The following is a 23,040-nucleotide window of genomic DNA, read 5'->3' as shown; positions in this document are numbered from 1 at the left end:
ATTATTTTACTCTACTGGCTGCACGGCGCTGGCAAGCCTGGCTAAAGGCTTTAAACATTGCGGTATAAAAAGGGTTATCTAACACTTTCCACTCGGGATGCCACTGAACGCCTAATGCGAAATTTTTCGCGTCTTTAACAGAAAATGCTTCTATTAAACCATCATTTGAATACGCTTCTGGCCGCAACCCAACACCCAAGCGATCAACGCCTTGTGTGTGCACAGAGTTCACCTCTGCGGAGTTGCGGCCCCATGCATCGTGAAGCAACCCCCCAGGTTCTATTTGAACCTCATGCGAAATACCGTATTGCTCTTCAACAGGCGCTGTTTTATCTTCACGATGTTCAATAAAGCCACCGACGTCGTGCAGTTTTTGATGCAAGCTGCCACCAAATGCCACATTCATCTCTTGAAAACCACGGCAAATACCCAGTACTGGAACCCCTGCTTTAATTGCCGCATGAATTAACGGTAAGGTGGTAGCGTCTCGTTTTGGATCATGATGGCTTCCCGCTTCACTTGCAGGGCCATCGAAATGATGGGGTTCAATATTAGAGGGGGAACCTGTAAATAAAATGCCGTCTAACCGTGATAACACGGTTTCTGCTGGGCAATGGCCCAGTGCAGGAATAATTAATGGCCATGATTGCGTTGCATCAGCAATCGCTAATAAATATTTTTCGCCAACAATGTTAAATGGATGCAAACCCAATTGCTGATTGCATGCCGTCACACCAACTACCGCGAGCCCTTCTTCCAACATATAACACCTTCAATCCTTCGTATTCAGAGTTTTTCAATGGTTTTTATAATAGTTTTCATCTTGATTTACGAAATCATTTAATAATGAACAGCTACAACCCGAATGTTCATTTTTTCACACACTACACTTAATTTACAAACTAGGCAAGATCTTAACAGGAAGGAATGAAAATAATCATCAAGCATAAATCGCGATCCATTTAAAACAATAACTTAGACTAACTTATGGTTATTTAGCAGACACATTAACAAGTTATCACAGCAATACTCGAGTACTTTAGTCGTGTTTAATGTTATTGACACAGCTCACACTAAAATTGAAGCTTTGCTTTATATTATTTACACAAATGACAGCCGTTATCATCGAAATGGAGCAGCGCTAGTACGAAGATCGGAAATTTAGGCATAAAAAAGCCTCAGCAACCAGATAATTAATCTAGCGACTAAGGCGGGTATTACATAGGTAGCAGTCTAGAAATTTGCAGGGGTGGTGGCACTCACAATGCGACACGGTGCATCAAAAGGATTACGAAAACGATGGGGTAACTCACTATTAAAATAGTAACTGTCGCCTTCGCAAAGCTCAAATACCTCTTCGCCCACAGTCAACTCGAGTTTACCTTCAATCACCATCGCCGCTTCTTGACCTTCGTGCTTAAGCATCTCTATCCCGGTGTCTGCACCTGGTGGATAGGTCTCGCTCATGACAGACATTGCTCGATTAGGAAAGTCTCGACCAATCAATTTAAAGTCTAAAACGCCATCACCAATATCCAGTAATTCATCGCTACGATAAACCACCTTTTGCTCGCTTGCAGTCTCATCTTCTATTGAAAAAAATTCCACCAATGACAATGGCAATCCTGATAGGACCTTTTTCAATGAACTGACTGACGGGCTGACACTGTTTTTCTCAATCATAGAGATGGTGCTGTTAGTCACGCCAGCACGCTTAGCAAGTTCACGCTGCGATAAGCCTTTTGATTTTCTGACCGTTTTAAGGTTTGCTCCAATATCCAAATTCTTTCCCCTAATTGAAGTTGTCGTTCTATGCCTCCAACAACATGCAGAACAATAAAACGCACCGATTCGCCCCAAAACAATATTGGCTAACTCAAGTCAACATTGCCTATTCTGTTGCGCTAGGTTTGTATTCTACAGGAAAGCGTGTTAAAAATAATGAACATCTGTAAATAATTTATTCATATTCTCTTGAGTATACTGTCACAAGTCCAATTTACAATAAAAACAAATATTTGGAGTAACGATGTCAACTAAAAGCCCGGTGCATAGCGAGCAATATCCCGCCTCATACTACTTTTCAACAGCAAAAGAGTTACACCAATCGCCTCGATTAGAAGAGGTGTTAGATGTTGACGTATGCGTTGTGGGTGGTGGCTTTAGTGGCTTAAATACCGCAATTGAATTGGCTCAAAAAGGCTTTTCGGTGGCTCTGTTAGAAGCCAAAAGGATCGGCTGGGGCGCATCGGGACGTAACGGCGGTGAACTCATTAGAGGCATTGGTCATAATATTGAACAGTTTGAAAACATTATTGGCCGCGAAGGTGTTAATGCCATTGAGCAGATGGGCTTTGAAGCCGTCGATATCGTTAGGAAACGGGTAAAAGAGCACAACATCGACTGTAACTTACAGATGGGTTATTGCGACTTGGCGATCAAGCCAAAACATATGCGAGAGCTTGAAGAGGACTTAGAGCATCTCAATAAGATTGGCTACGGCCACAACATGACTCTGCTCGACAAGTCTCGGGTTGGCGAAGTGGTCGGCTCTGACTTTTATCATGGTGCATTGGTCGACATGGCAAGTGGCCACTTACACCCGCTTAACTTAGCCTTAGGCGAAGCCAAGGTCGCTCGCAGCCTTGGCGTAAAAATGTATGAATATAGCGCCGCTGAGAAAATTATTAAAGGTGATAAGCCTAAGGTGATCACCGCACATGGCGAAGTAAACTGCCAATACTTAGTACTGGCTGGCAACGCCTATCTGGGTCATAAGCTTGAAAGTGATATTGGCGGAAAAGTGCTGCCTGCAGGCACCTATATTCTTGCTACTGAGCCACTAACCCAAGAGCAGTGCGACAGCATCATTCCAAAAAATATGGCGTTTGCCGATCTCAGAGTCGACCTCGACTACTACCACCTATCGGAAGATAACCGGTTACTCTTCGGTGGTTTATGTACCTACTCGGGCAAAGATCCTAAAGATATTGAAGCCGCGTTGCGTCCTAACCTTGAAAAAGTATTCCCGCAATTAAAAGGCATTCGTATCGATTATGAATGGGGCGGCATGATAGGAATTGGTGCCAACCGATTACCACAAATAGGCCGCTTGCCCGATGCTAAAAATGTATTTTATGCGCAGGCTTATGCTGGACATGGCGTGAATGCTACTCATATGGCGGCAAAACTGATTGCCGAAGCGATTACCGCGCAAGCAGAACGCTTCGATATCTTCGCCCAAATTCCTCATATGACATTCCCAGGTGGGCCGCATCTGCGTTCACCTCTGCTCGCCATGGGCATGCTTTATCATCGATTCAAAGATATCTTTTAAATAATGGCTCATCTGCAGGTGTTATTAAGAGTAAAAATACCTGCAGGGCCGTGCTGAAATTTGCAACTAGAACAAGGGTAATTGCCCCCCAACACTCCCCTATACAGACTATCGTGCGGGAGATATTTCCACAGTGACTTATTCAAATAAGCGATGGCTGGCAGCTGTTCACTCTTTGTCGAAGCTATCAACAACAATAGCGCCCATAGAAGCAGGCATAGTGATAACAATAATTCGCCTGAGTGACACTAACGGATCTTCAAATAACGGCAGTTTATTCAAACAAAATAGCACCAATGCAACGACCATTGCCGTTATCAAATAAGCGATAAAAATACGTGAAACAAAAACAATTTTACGAGACTTTATATTCTTTTGGAATACACTCTGATAAGTAAATAACCCGAGAAAAACAACCGATAATATCGATAGCATCAGCAAATTAGGAAAAGGCAAGGTTTCACCTAAGCGCCACGCTTCTTCTGAAAAAGAGATCGGCACAGCAAGTGCAAATGCCCCGACAAAGATTTGACTAGCATCTTCAAAATTAAAGCTCAATTTCATCTGAATCTCCCATATTTTGAATATGCCGTATAAGCATGATCGCCGCCTATATTGTTAGCGACTTTTATTGCTGCTCAAGCGAAACCAAATTTCGAGGTGATGATTGCTGACCCAAGTCGAGGTAGAAAAACAAGTTTAGCAATATAATTGATAAACTTAGAGGTTAAACCTTCTCAAAAAACACCATTAATAGCGACAACTTAGAGTAAGACTTTACCGGCTACAGCCTCAAGTGTGAGCGCTAATAATCGCTGTCGAACTCCTTAAGATTAATGCTGGTTTGTATTTTTAATCACGAGTACAAAGAACCAATACAGGTGAGTCACTGCCCACTAACAAAGCGAGCAAGTGTTTATCCACAACAGCCTTCGCCTTGCTGTATTGGCGGGCACGCAACGCTACCAAAAGAGCAATACACGCAACAATCACCCTTCTTGGGGCGCAATACTTTTCTGCATCCCTTACATTCATAAAAAAACTGGCAATAATCAGTAGGCATGATCTCTAGCTCTTGATGCCCACACTCCGGACAGGTGATCATAGACTCTAGCGTTAGCTCACTCATTTGCATATCCTAATGTAATGTGATGAAAGTAGATGCCCGCGATAGAAAATAAAGCATAGATGTCAGCATCATGCCCTCTCCTCTATGGGTATATACCGCCCGAACAAGTGCGCTAACAAACTCAGTGGAATCCTACTAGCACATGGTATCTAACCTGCAGTATAGCGCTTACTCTTGAGATGATTTAATGAGTGCAATAAAGCCGCCATAAACATCAGCACCACAAAGCCAAGTAATATATACCCAGCAATATAATTCTTTTTCAGCTGCTTAGCTCTTAAAGCACTTTCCTCTCTTGTATGACTTGGAACTTGCTATTAAATGCCACTACTTTTTGCGCTATGGTATCTTTAGAACTAGATTTTTATCACTTGTAATTACAAATGAAGACGCTCCAACACGAGTGCAAAGTCACCTTTGAAAGCATCGATGGTGTATTTGTAATTAGCTGATGAAAATGTCTCACTTTCAAAGTCTAAGTTCAATACCGCATTACAACTAGCCTCATTTTCAAGTTGCTTTATATGGCAGTGCCCTTCATTTTGATCTTTAAAAATTAAGGCTAACACTGCCGGCGTTGATTGCAGTAGCAATACCTACTCGGAGACATTTGCAGTAGATGCACTTAAATGATGACAAACATAATGCTGCTGTTAATTCTGCGACTATCGATGCAGCTACCGAGTCAATTCCAGCCATCAAATAACTGATTAACGATGTTTGATGGTATCAAGCCCCTATAGCGCCGTTAGCTCTGTTAGCTCTGTTAACGTTTCAATAGTCGTCGTTGGCGTTTGCCCCCAGGGGTCAAAAATGGCAGTGGCTGTACGCTTAACCCAAACCGCTTTTAAGCCTGATGACATCGCCCCGAGTACATCGAACGGATTACTTGAAACGAGATACACTTCTTGGTGGCCAGCTTGACTGCTCATATGAGCATGCGCTGCAGTAACATCCAATAAATGGCGATAAACCGCAGGATCAGGTTTAAACGACTTCACATCCTCACTGCTAACAATAGCGCTGAAGTATTCGCGCAATCCAGCATGAGTGAGCAGTGATTCAACTGCAGCACGCTCACCATTTGAGAAAGCAAACATCGGCACACCCATCGCTTTAAGTTGTGCTAGAGCAGGTTTAACATCATCGAAAGCTGGCAAGGTTAAATAGCTCGCGAGCAGTTGCACTTGCTGCGTATCAGATAGCTCGATTTGATAGTACTGGCAGCTGTATTGCAGTGCATCCGCTGTGCACTGAGAAAACCCTTGGTATGTTTGCATTAAGCCGCGACGAAATGAGTACTCTAACTGCTTATCACGCCATGTGTGACTGAAGGCTGTGGCTTGTGAGCCTATCCATTTATCGAGCATGACCACGACACCATGGGTATTAATCAAGGTGCCGTAAACATCAAATGCTAATACCTTTTTCATCCCACTCTCCTTTATACCAATAAACTACGCCCTATAAACGAGGCGCTGTAACCTAATTATTTTTACCAAAAGCGGCTAAAACAAAAATGCCCACCGATAAGGTGAGCATTTAGTGTCGGCCTATAAACGGCTGGCGTCTAGCGCTTTACTGAAGATGTTTGCGTTGAGTGTAGCGATTATCAGCATGACACAATCCCAGCATTCTTTAAAAAGCTCAACAAAATTATTCGTTGCTATTTATTTCCAAGCGAACTGTTCAAACATCTTATCGACTGGGGTTTGCGCAACATGATTTACGTAGTTGCTGATCACTTTCTGTGATAGACCTAAAATGATTTCAAGTACTTGTTGCTGACCATAACCTGCTGCATAAAATGCTTCTAGCTCAGCTTGGGACACGTTGCCACGGTTACGCACCATGCTCAATGTTAAGTCCTGCAGTGCTTGTAGTTTTGGCGTAGGCATTGGCTCGCGATTACGTAGCGCATCAGTTAATGCGCCATCAACTTTCATTGAATGTGCAATGCCAGTATGCGCTGGCACGCAGTAATGACATTGGTGTTCAACATTAATGGTTTGCCATACAACAGTGAGCTCTTCTGCATTAAAAGATGAACTGGCGAATTGCTGGTGCAACTGCGTATAGGCTTCTAAGGTGTTAGGAGATTCAGCCATTACCGCAAACAAGCCTGGAACTGCTCCCATTTGCTTTGCAGCATTCTCTAGAATCGGCTTACTTTTTGCTGGTGCTGTTTCAACTGTATGTAATTTAAAGTGGCTCATAAGGGGTTTCCTATTGTTAGTTTTGCTTCATTTACAAATTCGTTAGCAACAGATCTAGTGGGTCTGTTCCTTGGTATGCAAATAATATAACTAGATTTGAACGATCGTTCAAGTTAAAATTGAACAATCGTTCAAAGCTATTTTTAAGTGAGCCCATTTTATGAGAAAGAATGCTAAGTTCGATCGGGAACAAGTTATTGATAAAGCGACAAATTTATATTGGGAGAAAGGCTTTCATGCCACCTCAATGCGTAATTTGCAGGATGTTATTGATATGCGTCCCGGCAGTATTTACGCCACCTTTGGTAGTAAGGAGGGTTTATTTAAAGAAGCATTAGCTCGCTATACTCAAGCTGGCATCGATCAACTGGCACTTTCTAGCGCCGAGGCAAGCTCGCCTATTGAGGCATTAAAAGCCTTTATGAAACTGATTATCGTTGAAAAGCAAGGCAGCGCGCCAAGCGCTATGTGCATGCTCGCTAAAACGGTCGCCGAGCTAACCGATGAACATCTAGAGCTTTTAGAGGCTGCAAAACAGTCATTAAAGGTAATGGAACATGAGTTCGAAAAACTAGTAGTAGAAGCACAAACTATGGGCGAGGTCAGTACAGACAAAGACGCTAAACAACTAGCACGCCATATTCAGGTGCAGATCTCAGGCCTACGCACCTACAGCAGAGCATCCGATGGCGATGCACCACTGGCGCAGATGATTGACGATATATTTGCTCACTACCCTTTTTAGCGGTTCTACCACATTCGCTTTCTAGCAAGAGCGAGCAACACATTACCGTTGTCGAAGGACTAAGACTAAAACCAGGCTAATGTCGTAAACAATAGTGATTTTACGATTCTACGCTTATGATGAAAATAGTGAGTATGAGTAAGTATCTTGTAATGAGTCGTTTTAAGTGAGTATCTTTGACTAACCCAAAATACAGCACGATTGCAGCTTGGTCCTTAGCGATCGCTCGCGCGCTAAGTGCCAGTAATATTAACGCCAGTGCTGTATTTAGTGATGTAGGATTAAGCCTTGCCAAGTTAGAATCCGAGCCTGATTCTCGAGTCGCCATCGATAAAATGACCTTGCTTTGGCAAGTAGCTGAACATGCATCAGGCTCATTGTCCTTTGGTTTAACTGTGGGCCAATATGCTTACCCAATACACTTTCGCTCACTAGGTGCATTGATGATGAGCAGCGATACCTTAGCGCAAGCCTTCGAAACCCTTCCTGATTATTCTGCCTTAGTCAGTAACTCTGCCGTGATTAGTTTACAACGCACACCGCACTTGCTCGGTTTCACTATTATTCCGCTTAATGGCGTTGAGATTAGTGCCTTGGCCATAGATGCATTTTTTTCCAGCTTAATGCTGCACGGCAAACAGATGATTGGCCATAACGACTTTGTGCGGAAAGTAGAGTTAATTAGACCCGCGCCTAAATCACAACAAGCTTGGTTAGATCTCTTTGATTGCCCAGTGGTTATGGCTGCTGCTGATAACTGTATGTGGATGGACCGCGCTATGCTTGAGCAAACTGTTATCAGCAAAGACCCGCTATTAGCCCAGCACAATGAAAAGGCGGTACGCCAATATTTAGATAAGATGCAGGCGTTAAATTGGCAGGAAAAGACCAGCCAAGGGATCCATGCACTATTGGTGGATGAAGAGCCCACCGCATTGAAAATTGCACAGATGTATAATATCAGCGAGCGCAGCTTAAGCCGTTATCTGCACCTTGAAGGCACGGGGTTTAGAGACTTACTGAAGTTAAAGCGTCAAGAGCTCGCGCACCATTATCTCGCCAATACTCAAATGCCAATCAGCAGCTTATCTGACACTCTAGGCTACAGCAACGTGAGTAATTTCAGCCGTTTTTTCCATGCTTGGAAAGGCATTAGCCCGTCAGATTATCGTAAGCGCAGCAGCCGCTAATTTTCGGTCGCCAGCATAATTGGCGGAAAATGATAACGGACTAGTGAACAATTTGTAATAACTTATCAGTAATTGTTAATTTACTTACCTGTGAGTGCGCCCATGCCGACTAACACCTTACCGCAACGCCCCTTTAAGCTAAGACCGAATAGGCAGTTATTCATTGGCAGCTTAGCGGCAATGTTCCTGCTTGGTTGTCAGCCCACTCAGACAGAGACTCATGATCAAAATGCTGATGATTTTGGTTTTACCCCAGCAAGCACTCACACTATCGACGCCAATAATGCGGTGTTAGCAGAGCTACCCTTTGCCAACAAACAAGACTTTGAAGATGCTAAGCGTGGCTTTATAGCCAGATTACCGCAATTGATTGTTGTTGATGAGCAAGGCAACAAAATCTGGGATAGAACAAGTTACGACTTCATTGAGGGTGATGCGCCCAACAGTGTTAACCCCAGCCTTTGGCGACAAGCAACACTGAATAATATTGATGGCCTATTTGAAGTCACCACCGGGGTATACCAGCTGCGTGGATTTGATTTAGCCAATATGACCGTGATTGCTGGTAAAACAGGCTGGATAATTGTCGACCCTCTTACCACGGCCGAAACCGCCAAGGTGGCATTGGAATTCATAAACCAACAGTTAGGAAAGCGGCCTATAGCGGCGATTATCTTTACCCATAGCCATATGGATCATTTTGGCGGCGCACTAGGCTTACTTGAAAACATTACGCTTGGAAGCAATGCACTTAAAAACAGTGCGATCGAAGAGATTGATATTATCGCCCCAGCAGGCTTTATGCATGAAGCCACCAGCGAGAATGTCATGGCCGGTACGGCAATGAGTCGACGCGCCATGTATATGTATGGCAAGCAGTTACCACGCTCGCCCCGAGGGCACATTGACTCTGGCTTAGGCAAAGAACCCGCTTTTGGTCAGTTCGGGATCTTAAGCCCAACCACGGTTATCGCTCAAGATTCAGCACAGATTATTGATGGTGTTCCGTTTGAGTTTCAGATTGTTTCTGGCTCAGAAGCCCCTGCAGAGTTTACCTTTTACTTACCAGAACAGCAGGCGTATTGCGGCGCAGAATTAGTGTCGAAAAACATGCACAACCTTTATACGCTGCGCGGCGCCAAGGTTCGCGATGCGCTCACCTGGAGCAGCGCGATTGACTCAGCACTTACCGCACAGCGCGATACTCAGGTTTACTTTGGCAGTCATCACTGGCCAATCTGGGGCCAAGAGGCAATCAACAGCTTTTTGGAAAAGCAGCGTGATACCTATAAATATATCCATGACCAGTCAGTGCGGATGCTCAATGCAGGTTTGACTCCAGCAGAGATCGCCGAGGCGATTGAAATGCCACCCGCCTTATCTAACACCTTTGCCAGTCGCGGCTATTACGGCACCGCTAAGCATAATGCCAAAGCGGTTTATCAGGCTTATTTAGGTTGGTATGACGCCAACCCCGTAAACCTAGATCCTCTGCCAGCAGTGGCTTCAGCAGCAAAATATGTCAAGTTGATGGGCGGCGCTGACAAGGTGATTGAGCAAGCCAATATTGCGCTTGATGCCGGTGAATACCGTTGGGCAGCAGAGCTGATTAATCATCTTGTCGTTGCTGATGACGGCAACAACCCCGCAAAAGCGTTGCTGGCGAGCGCTTATGATCAGCTCGGTTATCAAGCCGAGTCCGCACCTTGGCGCGACGTATACCTAAGCGCCGCCTATGAACTACGCCACGGTAGCCCAGAAAAGGGCATCGATTTAGCGTCAATGAAACAGATTTTACTGCGTTCGCCCGTGGAAAACTTCCTGCAATCAATGGCATCAAGGGTGATTGGCCCAGAGGCGTTTGGCGAAGAGTTTGAGCTTAATATCAACTTCACCGATATGGATAAGAACTACGTACTGACGCTGAAAAATGCAGTGTTACACCACAAACTAGCCCCCAAGTCAGCCACCGCTAATGCCACACTCAACATCAGTCACGAACTGTTTATCGACCTGATTATTGGCAGCGCAGGAGTGTCAGATGTGTTGTTCTCGGATGAGCTGCAGATCGAAGGTAGTAAAATAGATCTAGCCAGTTTTTTCTCTAAACTCGACAAGCCAAAAGGGGTGTTTAATATCGTGACGCCATAAGGTTAGTGGGTTATAGCTTTGAGTGGCTAACTCGTTGTTTGGATGCTATAAGATAGTCACTTCGTAATCAGCAAAACTCTCTTAGCTCACCAATTGCAGTGTGTTTCTTTACAAGCAAGGTAACCCGATATTTCCTGACTCACTTTTGGACAAAAATGTTTTAGCGCTGAGGCTCTAAAAGAGACGACTGGGATTAGGAAATGTATGGTAATTACATAAAGTATACACTGACCCCTACATACCCACGCTTGTTATGATGCGCTATGTATAAGAAGCTAATGCCTAGCTCTTAGGCCTAAGTGTTTCGATGATTTGAGCATCTACCCAATAGATATCAATATTGCCATTATCATCAATTCCTCTGTTAAATAGGATGTATTTACCGTCTGGCGTTACGCTTGCGTAAGCATCCCATTTGTCAGAGTTGACGCTTTCTCCCATGTTAATAGCAGGGCCCCAAGTAGCATCATCTTGTCTGAAGCTGATATAGAGATCAGAACCCCCAAACCCTTCAGGTCGCTCGCTGTCCCAAATAAGGTAACTTTCATCTGGTGCTATGAAAGGGTGCGCCGTCCACTCTCCGGTATTGAAATTGTCACTCATCAGTTGTGGCTCTGTGCGCTTTCCATTTTCGAGTGCTGATATTCGCAGAACATCGCCACCTTTATAATCATCATGCACATAGGTTTCTTTGGCGGAAGCCGATAGGCGCATAATGCCCCGATCTTCCCTGTCAAACATGGGTCCAAGGGTATTACGCTCGCTCCAACCATCGTTGAGCCGATCTTTATAGCCATCAGCCATATACATGCGTGTACCGTCTGGGGAGAAGGTCACTTCGCCATTACGGGGAAACTGTAAGTATTTCTTCCAGACGTCGTCTTGTTGACGAAATCCGATCACGATTATTTTTTTGCCATCGGCCGCTCTGGTTGTGTAGTAGAACTCTTTCATGCCGGGTGCAAAGACGCCTTCGATTTCCCATCCGTCCTTGGAGATCACACCAGGTGCAAAAGGCTGGGCTACCAAACCAGGAGTTTTTTGCCCCATATAGGGCCCTTTTAAGAGAGGGAAGTTGCTTTGAGCAAAACTACTGCTACTCAACACACATGGGAGTAATAGCGCTATAGAGATAAAAAATCGTTTCATTTGAACTCCGTTTCAGACCTTTAATCATTAACTGTAGTGGTCTAGCGGCAGAATGACTGCCGTAAGGTGTTAGCCCTCAGTATTGACTGAAGGGGTGATAAGTAAGTCCAAAATAGTGAATTTTCTGCACCAAAGCCATACTGTATCTGTAACAAAAGAATACTGAGTCACAGGGTTGTATGAGAAAACCAATTCAGGGTCAGATCTTGTATTTTGCGCTTCACATTATCTGAATTATCGCAAAACTGATAAGCAGGGCGTAAACAAACTAAATCTGTAGCAAGCTTTGGGGCAAGAGTGAGTGACAAAACTAACAGAAAACGCAAATTCCCCATCGAAGTTGCCGAAGTATGTTGGAAACTCTTTATAAACCAAAGTCGCATAATGCCCACACGGTCTTTCCCGTGCATCCATGCACTTCAAGACATTCAGGCATCCAGCCTATCAGACGTGGGTATAGCTTTCGCGGGACAGGTCGTTCCTTGCCATCAGACCCATATGGATATGGTAAATGTCATTATGATGTCGGGAACATCATTGACCATGCCACCACGGCATTTGTAAATCCATTTACAGCAGATGTCCCATCGGAAGCGTTAGGCTATTTCGAATCAGTATGAGGCCTGTACTTAAGGCTGGTAACTTCGTCTAGGGCGTTGAAGAATTGACTCTTATGAAATCAAGAGCGGGGACAAGCGCTTTCCCCCTTGGCTCGATTCTTTACAAAAGAATGGGCGACGCGCCACAACCTTGCTCAAGCATAGCTTGATATTCTAACCATTGTGGTTCCAATTGCCTGCGCTAAATACATCTGCTGATACTTCTGGCGCAACAGATAGAAAAGCCAGCCATTCTCATGGCTGGCTAATGACAAAGCTAATGACTACAAAAGTTTAATCTAGCGAAATCCAAGTGGCTTTGATTTCGGTGTATTTGTCAAAAGCATGCAGTGACTTATCACGACCATTACCCGACTGTTTATAGCCACCGAAAGGCGCTGTCATATCACCGCCATCGTAATGGTTAATCCACACCATGCCACTGCGCAACGCTTTGGCGGTCTTATGGGCTTTGTTGATATCTGCCGTCCAAACGCCAGCAGCTAAGCCATAGATACTGTCGTTAGCAATGGCAATCGCTTGCTCCATTCCCTCAAAAGTGATCACCGATAACACTGGACCAAAAATCTCCTCTTTGGCGATAATCATCTTATTATCAACGTCCGAGAAGATAGTCGGTTCAATATAGACGCCACCTGAATCTTGCATCACTTGGCGACCACCAAAGTTGAGCGTAGCGCCTTCATCTTTACCGGATTGAATGTAACCCAATACGTTATCAAGCTGCTGCTTATCGACCACTGCACCTGATGTGGTGTTTGGATCTAATGGATGACCCGGCTGCCAGCTTTGTAACTCTTCAGCAATCAGTCCGATAAGCTCATCTTTTACGCCCGCTTCAACTAACAAGCGAGAACCTGCAGTACACACTTCACCTTGATTAAAGGCTATCGCGACTGCCGCGGCTTGGGCCGCTTTCTTTAGATCTGGGGTGTCGTTAAACACAATATTAGGGCTCTTGCCGCCCGCTTCTAGCCAAACACGTTTCATGTTCGACTCACCTGCATAGACCATTAACTGTTTAGCAATCTTGGTTGAACCAGTAAACACCAAGGTATCGACATCCATATGCAGTGCCAGTGCTTTGCCAACAGTGTGACCAAAACCTGGCAGTACGTTGAGTACACCTTTAGGAATACCGGCTTCGATGGCGATTTGCGCGATACGAATAGCGGTTAAAGGTGACTTTTCTGATGGCTTTAATATCACACTATTACCCGTTGCCAATGCAGGCCCAAGTTTCCAGCACGCCATTAATAGCGGAAAATTCCAAGGGACAATCGCGGCAACCACACCAACAGCTTCACGGGTGATCATACCGATCTCATTATGTGCAGTGGGTGCTATTTCATCATAAACCTTATCGATAGCTTCGCCAGACCAGCGAATAGAGCGAGCTGCGCCAGCAACATCGACAGCGCGAGAATACTGAATTGGTTTACCCATATCTAAGGTTTCAAGCAGGGCCAGCTCATCAATATTTTCATCTAGCAAATCGGCAAAACGAATCATTATCTGCTTACGTTTTACAGGAGGAAGATGCGCCCACACACCACTTTCAAATGTTTCTCTGGCATTGCTAACAGCAATATTGGCGTCAGCCTCATCACAACTAGCCACTTTAGCCAGTACTTTACCGTCGATAGGACTGATGCAATCAAAGGTCTCTTTAGACTGTGATTCAACGTAATCACCCGCAATAAATGCTGCGCCGTTAATTGACATTGTATCTGCGAGTGTTTGCCACTGACTGCGATTTTCTGGTGTGCTCATGAAGGCCTCTTAACACTGAATTTAATTATTAGAATTGTTTTCAATACGGTAATTTTGCCTATAAATAGCAAATTCCCGCAGTAAGGTGTTGCCCAAGATTACGCTTAATGACGCCTAAGTTTCAATATATTTTACAAAAAGTTCACTTTTGCTATAAATAAATGCACAAAAAGCTTTCATGTTCATTATTTCTGACATAGCATAGCAAATATCAACCGCTTGATTAAAAAAGCAACAGATACAAAAAAAACAACAATAATTAAACTGAATCAAGGTAGATGATATGGCAGATTCACAGACGCAACATCACAGCGAAACACCGTCTTTATCAAATTACTGGATGCCTTTTACGGCCAATAGACAATTTAAGTCTAATCCACGAATGTTGGCCCAAGCCGAAGGTATGTATTATAGAGACACCGCTGGTCGCCCCATATTAGATGGCACTGCAGGATTATGGTGCTGCAATGCCGGTCATGGACGCAAAGAGATCTCAGAAGCGGTGTCTAAACAGATCCACCAACTGGACTTCGCCCCCTCCTTTCAGATGGGTCACCCACTTGCATTTGAACTCGCTGAACGCCTAGCGCAGATAAGCCCTGAAGGTCTTAATAAAGTTTTCTTTACTAACTCAGGTTCTGAATCTGTCGATAGCGCACTTAAAATCGCACTCACCTATCACCGTGCCAATGGTCAGGCAACTCGAACGCGCTTTATCGGCCGTGAGCTTGGCTATCATGGCGTAGGCTTTGGGGGTATTTCAGTGGGCGGTATTGGGAATAATCGTAAGACATTTAGCCAACAGTTACTACAAGGTGTTGATCACCTTCCGCACACATTAGACATGAAAGAAAACGCGTTTTGTCGCGGTATGCCTAAAACCGGTGCTGAAAAAGCAGAAGCACTTGAACAGCTTGTTGCGCTTCATGGCGCAGAGAATATCGCGGCTGTGATTGTTGAACCTATGTCAGGCTCTGCTGGCGTTATCTTGCCACCAGAAGGCTATCTGCAAAAACTACGAGAAATCACTAAAAAGTACGGCATCTTATTAATTTTCGATGAAGTGATTACCGGCTTTGGCCGGGTGGGCGATGCATTTGCTAGCCAACGTTGGGGTGTGACTCCCGATATGATCACCACAGCTAAAGCACTCAATAATGGTGCGATCCCTATGGGGGCGGTACTGATTGATGACAATATTTACGACGCCTGTATGCAGGGACCTGAAAATGCCATTGAACTGTTTCATGGTTACACCTATTCCGGTCACCCCGTTGCGGCAGCCGCTGCTATTGCCACTCTTAATATCTACGAAAATGAAAAACTATTTGAACGTAGCCGCGAGCTTGAAGGCTACTTTGAAGATGCGGTGCATAGCTTAAAAGGCTTACCGAATGTTATCGATATTCGTAACATAGGCTTAGTCGGCGGCATTCAGTTTTCTCCCAGTGACAAAGGCGCAGGTAAGCGAGGCTTCGGTATATTTGAGCATTGCTTTGCTAATGGCACATTAGTGCGCGCGACTGGCGATATCATTGCGATCTCCCCACCTTTAATTATCGATAAACACCAGATCGATACCATCATTAACACCTTATCGGATGCGATTACCGCTGTCGGTTAATCTCTGTGCCTATTGCATGTTGTCGCGCCAGTTTGCGCGAATGATGTCATAGGCGGATCCATTAACACTCATTAACACCCTTGGTTCCCAGCAGGGAATAACATTAGGATTTTGCGCTATGCACACGATTAACCATTACATTAATGGCGGCCACACATCGCCTAGCCAACGTACACAAGCGATTTTTGAACCCGCAACGGGAGAGCAACGCGCTACCGTTTCTTTAGCCAGCGCAGCGGATGTTGTAGATGCAATTGAAATAGCAAAAAAGGCCCATGAGTCTTGGTCTAAAATCACCCCGCTAAACCGGGCGCGCGTCCTGTTTAAGTTCAAGGCGTTAGTCGAAGCCAATATGGATCAGATGGCCGAACTTATCACCCGCGAACACGGAAAAGTGCTTGATGATGCCAAAGGTGAAATTATTCGTGGTCTTGAAGTGGTTGAGTTTGCCTGTGGTATTCCTCATCTACTCAAAGGCGAACATACCGAGCAAGTTGGCGGTGGCGTTGATGCTTGGACACTCAATCAATCATTGGGCGTGGTAGCGGGTATTGCCCCGTTTAACTTCCCGGTGATGGTGCCAATGTGGATGTTCCCTATCGCAATTGCCTGCGGTAATAGCTTTATCATGAAGCCGTCTGAAAAAGATCCAAGCTCAGTCATGCGTATGGCTGAACTCCTTACCGAAGCGGGCTTACCAGATGGTGTATTCAACGTTGTTAACGGTGACAAAGAAGCGGTAGATACGCTACTCACCCATAAAGATGTACATGCTATTAGCTTTGTCGGCTCCACCCCAATTGCGGAATATATTTACGCAACGGCATCGGCACACGGTAAACGCGTCCAAGCATTGGGCGGGGCTAAAAACCATATGGTGCTGATGCCAGATGCTGATTTAGATCAGGCCGTTGGCTCACTAATGGGCGCTGCATACGGCAGTGCTGGCGAGCGTTGTATGGCGATATCTGTGGTACTGGCAGTGGGTGATTCAGGTGATGCTTTAGTCGAAAAACTATTGCCTCAAATCAAGTCGCTAAAAGTCGGCAACGGTGTCACCCCAGAGATGGACATGGGACCACTTATCTCTGCTCAGCATTTAGAGAAAGTCACTAACTATATTGAAACGGGCGTGAACGAAGGCGCCAAGTTACTCGCCGATGGTCGTCAGCTAACAGTGACGGATCATGAACAAGGCTACTTCTTAGGTGGCTGCTTATTCGACCATGTCACACCAGAAATGACTATCTACAAAGAAGAGATTTTTGGCCCTGTACTCGCCATTGTGCGCGTCAAAGATTACGCCGAAGCGCTGCAACTCATCAACGACCATGAGTTTGGTAACGGCACTGCGATCTTTACCCAAAGCGGTGAAGCGGCGCGCCATTTCTGTCACCACGTACAAGTGGGTATGGTCGGCGTCAATGTCCCTATCCCTGTACCGATGGCGTTCCATAGTTTTGGCGGTTGGAAACGTTCGCTATTTGGTCCTTTGCATATGCATGGTCCAGATGGAGTGCGCTTTTACACCAAGCGCAAAGCGATTACCGCGCGCTGGCCTCAGCCAAGCAAGCAATCAAAAGCTGAGTTTGTAATGCCAACGATGAAATAGCCCCTAGATGCGCAGTTAACGCTGCGCATTTGCTATTTGAATATAGGAATAAAATGGACAGTTCAATGACCATAGGTATCGACTCAATCATTAATTTTGCAGCGATCAATACTGCTGTTGAACGTTACAAACTCAGTGTCGAAAAAGTATTGCAGGGCGACCCTGAGCAGCACTTACAGAATCATTACTCAAGTGACTGCGATCAATTCCATGTCGGTGTTTGGCAGGGTGATATAGGTCGCTGGAAAGTTGCTTATAGCGAACATGAATATTGTGAAATTCTATCGGGTGCCAGTGTTATCACTGACAGTAACGGTACTCAAATGACCGTTAGAACGGGTGATAGATTTGTGATCCCAGCCGGGTTTAAAGGTACTTGGGAGGTACTTGAGAGCTGCCGTAAAGTATATGTGATTTTCGAGCCTAATCAGCAGTAAAGGAATGTGAAATCATTATTTAGCCATGAGGTCGTAGCTAACGCTGCTGTTTGGCAAACCGAAAGATGCTTAAAACATAAAAATAGAGCATCTAAGTCAACATAGTAAATGGAGAAACTACCGTGTATAAAAAATTCAATAAAAAACGGATTGCCCTAGTTGTCGGTCTTACCTTATCAACAGCGCTAATTGCACCTCTAGCCCAAGCTGAAGTGTCAGGCGAAATTGGCGTCACCAATGATTATCGCTTTCGCGGTGTGTCACAAACCGCCGGTGACTTTGCCGTGCAAGGCAGCGTCGATTTCAGCATGGACAACGGCCTATTTTTAGGTGCTTGGGCAAGTAACGTAGATGATGACAGTTATGATGCTGATGTCGAAATCGATATCTATGCAGGCTACGCTGGCGCTTTTGGCGAAGATGATGCCGTAGAATACGATGTCACTTTGACTTACTACACTTATCCAGGACAAGATGAAAGCACACAGTATTTAGAAGCCTCTGTGGGTCTTTACTTTGCTGATTTTCATCTAGCGCAGTGGTACACCAACGACTACTCCAATAAAGACATATCACTTAACTATACCGAGCTAAACTACTCTTATGAAATTGCTGAAAACTGGAGTATTGATGCTCACGTAGGTTATAGCTATGGTGACGGTGCTGACTATGATTGGGGCGAAAACTATGCTGATTATTCTATTGGCGTCTCGACAGAGTTGGGCGGCGTGGCGTTGTCTGTAGCCTGGCTAGACACTAACCTAAGCAGCGAAAATATCATCGACTCTTCAGAGCCTTGGAGAAATGACGGTACTGTTTTAGCATCAGCAAGTTACGCTTTCTAAACCCGTTGTTGCGAACCTGATCCCTCCCTATAAAAACCGCCTAATGGCGGTTTTTTTATGAGACATTCACCAAAGCTCAGAGTGATGACCTTAACTTGGGTATTAAAATAGCCTCGCCATTGCAGGACAGTTAACTAACCTTGCACTAATACTTACTTAAATTAGCATGTTCCTCACTGCGCTCTGAAAAACCCGCGTTTGATTATCTATTAGGTCAGCCTACTACTGACACAACACCGATCACCCTTGTATGTTTGAAGCGATCATACTTTTTCATCCTTTACAGAAAATAGACCGACACACTAAATCCCTTGACTACACTAAAGTAGATCCTAGTGATCGAAAGATTACAAATCTTGGCAAACTGTGCTCTGGCTACTTTAAAAAAATGACCAGCCAGAGTATCTTAGCCTTAAGGCTCAAGGTTTAAAAATTGGATTAAAGCAAAAGGAATAAATATGACGCCAACACTAGTTAAAATCGCTGTTATTGCTCTCGGTATTTTTTTGGTCTACAAATTGATTTTCAGCGGTAAGAAAGGATTAACTGTATTTGAGATGCACTTTAAAGAGGGCCGACTCAGCTCCCACAAAGGTAAGATCCCAGAAAAGTTTGAAAAAGAGTGTCGCGCTATCGCTAAATCTAACAAGCTCACTTGCACCGTTAGAGCGGAAAAGCTCGGTGGAGTCAGGCTGCATGTGTCGGCGAATGTCGGCGATGACGTCACTCAAAGGATCAGAAATATGTTCCCGTTTGAGTATTATGATAAAAAGCAGGTCGATAATAGCCGTAAAACATCTTAACGATTGCGAGCTTGAGAGCGTAAATTTGATTTACGCTCGATTGACTTTTTGCCTATTTTTTCTCTTTCTCTTCCGCTTCTTTGGTCAGTTCGTCATTAATGATAGGCGTACTATCATTTACCATAGGCGCCTGCCTTGAACTCATCACGTCGTCATCAGAACTGGCTGAGACAGAATAACTGGCATTGGAACCACAGGCCGACAATACAAAAAGCGCTGATAAAATAGCGACAAATTTCATTAACAATTCCTTTTTAATAACTTGAACTTATAACCTTGAGGCCGTAATTAAGAGTTCAGTTGAATACCCTAACGGTTACCCTACATGAATTATTGGCTGATAGTAAATGCGATTTCTTACTATTATTCAGGTCGGCTCAATCCACTGCTATGGTCAAATCGGAAAAATCTGCCGTTGGTTGCTTGGTGATAACCAACGTGACTTGTGCCATGGTAATGCCAAACTTGATAATATCGCTGCGATTGATAATGGTATTTTCATCTACTAGATACATCCAATCATCGAAGCGTACTTGATATTCACTGTCATCAACGGGCAATAACATTTCATACTCCCACTGCAGTGCCATGCCAACAGCGCGGCCAGTGGCATCACCTAAAATATCATTTGCCCCACCAGAATAGTTGCCCTCACCTAAGCTAACGATATTCCAAATGCGAGTTTGCTTCTCGCCGTCATCATAGATAAACCACTCTTTTATCTCGCCGTTATCACCATCCCAGCGGGCAAACATTTTGACGGTGAAACGCCGTACAACATGGCCACTAAAATCCTCAACCACACCGTGGGCCGTTAGCGAACCATCAAAAAACTGCTTTAAATCCAAGTTTGGAGTGCTATCTTGGTAATCTTCAATATCGCGACTGGTGCACGCATTAAGTAATAGTGCGACGCACAGGGTAAACAAAACCCTAAATGACGCGATAGCCAAAAATCTGATGTCTTTCTGTTTGCTTAACAATCGCATGCGACCTCCCCGAGTAGCTGTTTTCTAAGGTCTGGGCGACTGGTTTGATCCGACAACCAAATCGATAAGAAGTCGTCACTAAAACCTGCAGGCATCGCCTTGGACAGTGGTTTTCCGTTGAAATAAAATTGGCTAACTTGCGGACTCATCACCTTAAGGCTCAACTTGTCACCTTCTGTAACATCAGGCCAAAGCTCACTAAGAGTGGTTTGCCACAGCAGCTGACGGTTGTCGTCTAGGCCGAGATGCTGCCATTGATCTAACGTTGCTTCGAGCAAACGTGAACTAGGGATATCTTGGTAGTACTCAATGTCTAATACTAGCGGATACTGCCCTTGCCTATAAGCGCCATCAGGCGTCAGTAACCTTGCTCGGTAAAGTGTAAACCACCACCACTGCATCTCGCCTCGCCCCACTTCTTGAAATGATGCAACACTGGCTGCAAAACTCTGCTCAACTTGAGCGTCTACTGTAGAGGGTAAATCTGGCGTGGGATTAGGAGGAATGGTGTGAGTCAGCTCCTCAACCGGCCCCTCTTGCGCAAGGCAAGCAGCGCTAAACATGAAGACGGTCAATAAGATAGTGCGATTTACAACAGAATAACCCATGTTAACCATTCCTATAAAATCATCCAGAGAACAAACGGGGCGTTAATCCTTGAGCATTCGCCTGCTGATATTGACGAATATAGGGAATATTACGATCCAGATGGCAAACAAGATCATTGCACTGCTTAAATACTCCAGCGGCAGGTGAACGGCATCAAAGCGCGCTCCGGCTAAATAGCTGATACAGCCAAACACGCCTCCGAGTAAAGCATTGATATACCATGGTAGTTTTTGAGTAAACGCCAAACTGTAACCTAGACTGATAGCAAAGTGACACCAAAGTAATATGAGCCAGTAAGGTGTCTCACTAAAATGAAAAACACCGCTAAAGATCAACCCAGAATCAACAGCGATCCCCAACAGCACCACTTTCAGCATTAGCATGAAATCAAGCTGCATCCGGCTTGATAAGATGAAATGAAACAACAACAAACCTAAGCTAAGTCCCAATGCGCTATTTTGGTACAAAATAGATAACCACCACACACATTGGAACATTAGCAAATTAACGACCGTTAAATATTGCGATGCTAACTTATCGACCCAAACCTGAAACATATTAACCCTGTTGCTGCGTAGGGCGATATTGCGGTCTAACCGCGACTAGGTGAACTGCACTGGTGGTGCGTTCAAGGAAGCCACCTTCACAATAACTTAGGTAGAATTTCCACATACGGATAAAATCATCGCCATAACCTAGTGCCTTAATTTTTGGTAACGCAGCGTCGAAATTGTCCTGCCAGTCCTTGACGGTTTTAGCATAGTCCAAGCCCATATCATCCACTGACCAAGTGACAAAATCAGTGTGTTTAGTCAGTTCATTGGTCATGCGCGTTACAGACGGTAAACAGCCGCCAGGGAAAATATAGCGCTGAATAAAATCAACACTCTTGCGATAACTGTTATAGCGCTGATCGACGATGGTGATCGCTTGAATTAACAGGCGTCCATTGGGCTTTAACAGTGCTTGTAGTTTCTTAAAGAATCCGGGTAAGTACTCATGCCCTACCGCCTCAATCATCTCAATAGAAACCACGCGATCATACTCTCCGGTTAAGATCCGGTAGTCGTCTTTAAGCAAGGTGACACTGTCCGTTAACCCTTCCTGTATCACTCGCGCTACTGCATATTCAAACTGGGCATCTGAAATGGTTGTCGTTGTCACTTTCACGCCGTAGTGCTTAGCAGCATAAATGGCGAGGGCTCCCCAACCAGTGCCGACCTCAAGCAGCGTTTGCCCAGCTTTCAAGTCGAGTCGCTCACAAATAGTCTTAAGTTTATGTTGCTGTGCTTCCTCTAATGAAGCGTCAGCATGCGGATACAACGCACTTGAATACAGCATTTCTTTATCAAGAAAGGCTTGGTACATGTCATTGCCTAAGTCGTAATGGGCCAAAATATTCTTCTTTGAGCCTGCTTGCGTATTACGCTTGAACAGATGAGCGACTCTGCTAAAAGGTGTGGTCAACCAAGATAACTTCTGCTCTAATTTATCCAGCAACGGCAAATTTTTGGCAAAGATCTGTACCACCTTGGTGAGATCGGGACTGGTCCAGTCGTTTTGAATGTAGGCTTCACCCGCACCAATAGAACCAGACAACAAGATCTGCCGATAGAAACGGGGATGCTTGACGATTAACGTTGCATGTAGATCTGAATCCTTGCTGCCGAACTCATAGCTATTATCGCCGTCGATCAAACTTAAGTGACCATCGGCTAGCCCTGGTAATACGCTTAGCAATAACTTTCTCGCTAAGCTATCGGGTAAAGCTGCGCTAGTCAGACTTTTCTTGGTTACAGTATTGTCCATTA

Annotated in this window: 23 protein-coding genes; 9 read left to right on the top strand and 14 right to left on the bottom strand. The window is 44.7% G+C overall.

Going from position 1 to position 23,040, the window contains the following annotated elements; genetic code table 11:
- Position 1 precedes the first annotated feature (1 nt).
- Together CXF83_RS05785 and CXF83_RS05780 are read right to left on the bottom strand one after the other, a co-directional pair.
- Entirely contained in the window at positions 2 to 763 is a 762-nt protein-coding gene (locus tag CXF83_RS05785; protein ID WP_101091281.1) for a gamma-glutamyl-gamma-aminobutyrate hydrolase family protein, read from the bottom strand.
- A 470-nt stretch (positions 764 to 1,233) separates the two neighbouring features.
- Positions 1,234 to 1,782, bottom strand: coding sequence for a cupin domain-containing protein (locus CXF83_RS05780; RefSeq protein ID WP_101091280.1), 549 nt, complete (start codon positions 1,780 to 1,782; stop codon positions 1,234 to 1,236).
- Between the two features lie 247 nt (positions 1,783 to 2,029).
- Between CXF83_RS05780 and CXF83_RS05775 the strand changes: the two genes are divergently transcribed.
- The gene (locus CXF83_RS05775; protein ID WP_101091279.1) at positions 2,030 to 3,337 is read left to right on the top strand and encodes an NAD(P)/FAD-dependent oxidoreductase; all 1,308 of its coding nucleotides are present in this window, start codon (positions 2,030 to 2,032) and stop codon (positions 3,335 to 3,337) included.
- Positions 3,338 to 3,505: 168 nt separating this feature from the next.
- Here CXF83_RS05775 and CXF83_RS05770 read toward each other — a convergent pair whose 3' ends face one another.
- The 5 genes from CXF83_RS05770 to CXF83_RS05750 all read right to left on the bottom strand — a co-directional run bounded on the left by CXF83_RS05770 (position 3,506) and on the right by CXF83_RS05750 (position 6,682).
- Positions 3,506 to 3,901: a DUF2391 family protein gene (locus CXF83_RS05770; RefSeq protein ID WP_101091278.1), complete on the bottom strand. Its 396-nt coding sequence runs from the start codon at positions 3,899 to 3,901 to the stop codon at positions 3,506 to 3,508.
- A gap of 352 nt (positions 3,902 to 4,253) precedes the next feature.
- Positions 4,254 to 4,442, bottom strand: a complete 189-nt coding sequence (locus tag CXF83_RS22795) for a GDCCVxC domain-containing (seleno)protein (RefSeq protein ID WP_443018876.1) — start codon at positions 4,440 to 4,442, stop codon at positions 4,254 to 4,256.
- A gap of 401 nt (positions 4,443 to 4,843) precedes the next feature.
- Positions 4,844 to 5,059: a hypothetical protein gene (locus tag CXF83_RS05760; protein ID WP_101091276.1), complete on the bottom strand. Its 216-nt coding sequence runs from the start codon at positions 5,057 to 5,059 to the stop codon at positions 4,844 to 4,846.
- A gap of 144 nt (positions 5,060 to 5,203) precedes the next feature.
- Positions 5,204 to 5,899 (bottom strand): haloacid dehalogenase type II, encoded by a 696-nt coding sequence (locus CXF83_RS05755; protein WP_101091275.1) that lies wholly within the window; start codon positions 5,897 to 5,899, stop codon positions 5,204 to 5,206.
- Positions 5,900 to 6,136: 237 nt separating this feature from the next.
- Positions 6,137 to 6,682 (bottom strand): carboxymuconolactone decarboxylase family protein, encoded by a 546-nt coding sequence (locus tag CXF83_RS05750; protein WP_101091274.1) that lies wholly within the window; start codon positions 6,680 to 6,682, stop codon positions 6,137 to 6,139.
- A 160-nt stretch (positions 6,683 to 6,842) separates the two neighbouring features.
- Here CXF83_RS05750 and CXF83_RS05745 point away from each other — a divergent pair, with 160 nt between their 5' ends.
- The 3 genes from CXF83_RS05745 (at position 6,843) to CXF83_RS05735 (ending at position 10,768) form a co-directional block, all read left to right on the top strand.
- The gene (locus CXF83_RS05745; protein WP_101091273.1) at positions 6,843 to 7,427 is read left to right on the top strand and encodes a TetR/AcrR family transcriptional regulator; all 585 of its coding nucleotides are present in this window, start codon (positions 6,843 to 6,845) and stop codon (positions 7,425 to 7,427) included.
- Positions 7,428 to 7,603: 176 nt separating this feature from the next.
- Positions 7,604 to 8,617 (top strand): AraC family transcriptional regulator, encoded by a 1,014-nt coding sequence (locus CXF83_RS05740; protein ID WP_101091272.1) that lies wholly within the window; start codon positions 7,604 to 7,606, stop codon positions 8,615 to 8,617.
- A gap of 180 nt (positions 8,618 to 8,797) precedes the next feature.
- Positions 8,798 to 10,768, top strand: a complete 1,971-nt coding sequence (locus CXF83_RS05735; protein WP_443018875.1) for an alkyl/aryl-sulfatase — start codon at positions 8,798 to 8,800, stop codon at positions 10,766 to 10,768.
- A 282-nt stretch (positions 10,769 to 11,050) separates the two neighbouring features.
- Here CXF83_RS05735 and CXF83_RS05730 read toward each other — a convergent pair whose 3' ends face one another.
- Positions 11,051 to 11,917: a TolB family protein gene (locus CXF83_RS05730; RefSeq protein ID WP_101091270.1), complete on the bottom strand. Its 867-nt coding sequence runs from the start codon at positions 11,915 to 11,917 to the stop codon at positions 11,051 to 11,053.
- A gap of 893 nt (positions 11,918 to 12,810) precedes the next feature.
- Positions 12,811 to 14,310 carry an aldehyde dehydrogenase gene (locus tag CXF83_RS05725; RefSeq protein ID WP_101091269.1) on the bottom strand — a complete coding sequence of 500 codons (1,500 nt, stop codon included), beginning with the start codon at positions 14,308 to 14,310 and terminating at the stop codon, positions 12,811 to 12,813.
- Between the two features lie 283 nt (positions 14,311 to 14,593).
- Here CXF83_RS05725 and CXF83_RS05720 point away from each other — a divergent pair, with 283 nt between their 5' ends.
- From CXF83_RS05720 to CXF83_RS05700, 5 genes are all read left to right on the top strand, one after another.
- Complete coding sequence (locus tag CXF83_RS05720; RefSeq protein ID WP_101091268.1) at positions 14,594 to 15,934, top strand: aspartate aminotransferase family protein; 1,341 nt, start codon at positions 14,594 to 14,596, stop codon at positions 15,932 to 15,934.
- 118 nt (positions 15,935 to 16,052) lie between these two features.
- Entirely contained in the window at positions 16,053 to 17,546 is a 1,494-nt protein-coding gene (locus CXF83_RS05715) for a CoA-acylating methylmalonate-semialdehyde dehydrogenase (protein ID WP_101091267.1), read from the top strand.
- Between the two features lie 65 nt (positions 17,547 to 17,611).
- On the top strand, positions 17,612 to 17,983 hold the full coding sequence (locus tag CXF83_RS05710) for a cupin domain-containing protein (RefSeq protein WP_101091463.1): 372 nt from the start codon (positions 17,612 to 17,614) through the stop codon (positions 17,981 to 17,983).
- 122 nt (positions 17,984 to 18,105) lie between these two features.
- The gene (locus tag CXF83_RS05705; RefSeq protein ID WP_101091266.1) at positions 18,106 to 18,828 is read left to right on the top strand and encodes a TorF family putative porin; all 723 of its coding nucleotides are present in this window, start codon (positions 18,106 to 18,108) and stop codon (positions 18,826 to 18,828) included.
- Positions 18,829 to 19,286: 458 nt separating this feature from the next.
- Positions 19,287 to 19,631: a DUF3634 family protein gene (locus CXF83_RS05700; protein ID WP_101091265.1), complete on the top strand. Its 345-nt coding sequence runs from the start codon at positions 19,287 to 19,289 to the stop codon at positions 19,629 to 19,631.
- Positions 19,632 to 19,683: 52 nt separating this feature from the next.
- On the opposite strand, the gene CXF83_RS05695 is transcribed toward CXF83_RS05700, so the two are convergent.
- The 5 genes from CXF83_RS05695 to CXF83_RS05675 form a co-directional block, all read right to left on the bottom strand.
- A complete protein-coding gene (locus tag CXF83_RS05695; protein ID WP_101091264.1) occupies positions 19,684 to 19,872 on the bottom strand; it encodes a hypothetical protein in 189 nt (62 codons plus the stop codon).
- A gap of 136 nt (positions 19,873 to 20,008) precedes the next feature.
- The gene (locus CXF83_RS05690) at positions 20,009 to 20,593 is read right to left on the bottom strand and encodes a DUF3833 domain-containing protein (RefSeq protein ID WP_180961237.1); all 585 of its coding nucleotides are present in this window, start codon (positions 20,591 to 20,593) and stop codon (positions 20,009 to 20,011) included.
- 14 nt (positions 20,594 to 20,607) lie between these two features.
- Positions 20,608 to 21,228: a chalcone isomerase family protein gene (locus tag CXF83_RS05685; protein ID WP_157822912.1), complete on the bottom strand. Its 621-nt coding sequence runs from the start codon at positions 21,226 to 21,228 to the stop codon at positions 20,608 to 20,610.
- Between the two features lie 42 nt (positions 21,229 to 21,270).
- Positions 21,271 to 21,786: a DUF2878 domain-containing protein gene (locus tag CXF83_RS05680; RefSeq protein WP_101091261.1), complete on the bottom strand. Its 516-nt coding sequence runs from the start codon at positions 21,784 to 21,786 to the stop codon at positions 21,271 to 21,273.
- A gap of 1 nt (position 21,787) precedes the next feature.
- Positions 21,788 to 23,038, bottom strand: coding sequence for an SAM-dependent methyltransferase (locus tag CXF83_RS05675; protein ID WP_101091260.1), 1,251 nt, complete (start codon positions 23,036 to 23,038; stop codon positions 21,788 to 21,790).
- Positions 23,039 to 23,040 lie beyond the last annotated feature (2 nt).

Source organism: Shewanella sp. Choline-02u-19 (assembly GCF_002836205.1).
Classification (GTDB): Bacteria; Pseudomonadota; Gammaproteobacteria; order Enterobacterales; family Shewanellaceae; genus Shewanella.
Note: the sequence above shows the minus strand (reverse complement) of the source record. Positions and strands in the feature narration are given on the sequence as shown.